This window comes from Alcanivorax sp. HI0083, from assembly GCF_001635175.1.
The window spans coordinates 1-1,652 of record NZ_LWFX01001247.1 but is presented as its reverse complement, the minus strand read 5'-3'; the positions used below and the strand labels follow the sequence as shown (position 1 = coordinate 1,652).

At 62.5% G+C, this 1,652-nt stretch carries 2 protein-coding genes and 1 pseudogene; all 3 read right to left on the bottom strand.

Going from position 1 to position 1,652, the window contains the following annotated elements; genetic code table 11:
* Positions 1-202 (bottom strand): annotated as a pseudogene (locus tag A3754_RS18205) (Cys-tRNA(Pro) deacylase); the annotation flags it as partial.
* The gene (locus tag A3754_RS18200) at positions 199-651 is read right to left on the bottom strand and encodes a tetratricopeptide repeat protein (RefSeq protein ID WP_231880687.1); all 453 of its coding nucleotides are present in this window, start codon (positions 649-651) and stop codon (positions 199-201) included. The gene A3754_RS18200 and the pseudogene A3754_RS18205, both read right to left, overlap by 4 nt.
* Before the next feature lie 71 nt (positions 652-722).
* The coding region (locus A3754_RS18195) for a penicillin-binding transpeptidase domain-containing protein (RefSeq protein WP_255363145.1) at positions 723-1,652 on the bottom strand (930 nt) is incomplete at its 5' end.

The window sequence follows — 1,652 nt, the reverse complement described above, 5'->3', positions numbered from 1 at the left end:
CCAGCTGATGGGCCACCGGCACCATGGCCACCACCGGCGCGTCATCCACCAGCGTCATCAGCGTCTTGAACACCTGCTCCACCGGCAGATCCAGAGCCTCCGCCGCTTCCAACCCGTAGCTTTGCGCTTTCGGGTCGTGTTCGTAGCTATGCAGCGTAAACGCTACCTTGCCGCGCTTGGCGGCCTGCACCGCCGGTGTCATGCCTTGCGCGACTCCGGGTCACGCAGCGTCGCCGCCCGTTCGCGAGCCGCCTTCGCTCCTGCGGCATCGCCTTGCCGGTCCCGCGCGGTGGCCACCAATTCCCATAAACCTGCCTGATACGCCGAGTGGTCCGGCGCCAGACGCAGCGCTTTCAGGGCAAAGCCTTCCGCACCTCGGGCGTCGCCTTCTGTCAGGCGCAGGTCCGCCAGCTGCTTGTACAGCCAGGAGGAATCAGGGGCAATATTAAGCGCCCGCTCCAGATACCGTTCCGCCCGGGAATTATCCCCTTGCTGGCGCGCCTGCTCGGCACTGGCCAACAGACTCAGCGCCGGAGAACCTTCCAGTTCCTGGCTGGCGGTCATCGGTTCCTGCGGTTCTTCGACCACGGGCTTCACCGCACACCCCACCATCACGGCACTGATTAGCACCAATCGAACCAGCCTTTGCATAAACAACATCCTGCCCCCTATTTCCTTGATCGCAGGTTGAATTGAGCGAGCCACCGCAAACCGCATGGCGTTTAATCAAACAGGCCCTTGAACCATCCTTTGATGCCCTTGCCGGTTTGTTTCACTGTGCCACAACCATCGCTGTCTTCGGGAATCGACGCGGCCAGCATGGGGTAGCGGCGGGCATTGCCACAACCTTCTGCACTGACGCGGCGGCCGTCTTCATTCATCCATACCCATTCCACGCTGGGCGGCGGGTTTTGTGACAGGCTGCGCTGTGGCAGCTTGCCCATCAAATTCGCCCACACCGGCAAGGCGCCGCTGGAGCCGGTAATCCCCGCGTTTTTGTTGTCGTCACGGCCCACCCAGACCACCGCCAAGTGATTGGCCGAGAACCCGGCAAACCAGGCATCGCGGAAATCATCACTGGTACCGGTCTTGCCGGCCACTTTCAGATCCGACGGCAGCGCCGCACGAGCGGCACGGGCGGTGCCTTCTTCCACGACCTGTTGCATGGCCCACTGGGTCAAGAAAGCCGGCCCGGCCTCCACCACTTCGTCGGTGCTCACCGGGTAACGGGCCAGCGGTTTGCCGTCCTTGTCCAGCACATCGGTAATGGAGCGCAGCCGGGTACTGAAGCCACCGGTGGCCAGCGGCTGATACATCATCGCCACTTCAAACGGGGTCAATTCCAAGCTTCCCAACAGAATACTCGGGTACAGCGGGATATTGCGGGTAACGCCCAGGGTCTTCATGGTGTCGGCCACCTTGTCCAGGCCCACATCCAGCCCCAACCGCGCGGTGGCCTGGTTACGGGACAGGGCCAGCACATCCACCATGGGCATGGCGCCCTTGGCCTTCTTGTCGAAGTTCTGTGGCGCCCACACGCTGCCATTGGGCAACTTCACCTGAATCGGCCCGTCTTCCACTAAAGAGGCCAACGAGTAGGTTTCCGGTTGCTCAACCGCCGACAAGATCACCGCAGGTTTGGCCAGGGAGCC

Coding starts and splice junctions, on each gene's coding strand:
- A3754_RS18200 (WP_231880687.1), bottom strand. CDS start 651: ATGCAAAGGCTGGTTCGATTGGTGCTAATCAGTGCCGTGATGGTGGGG.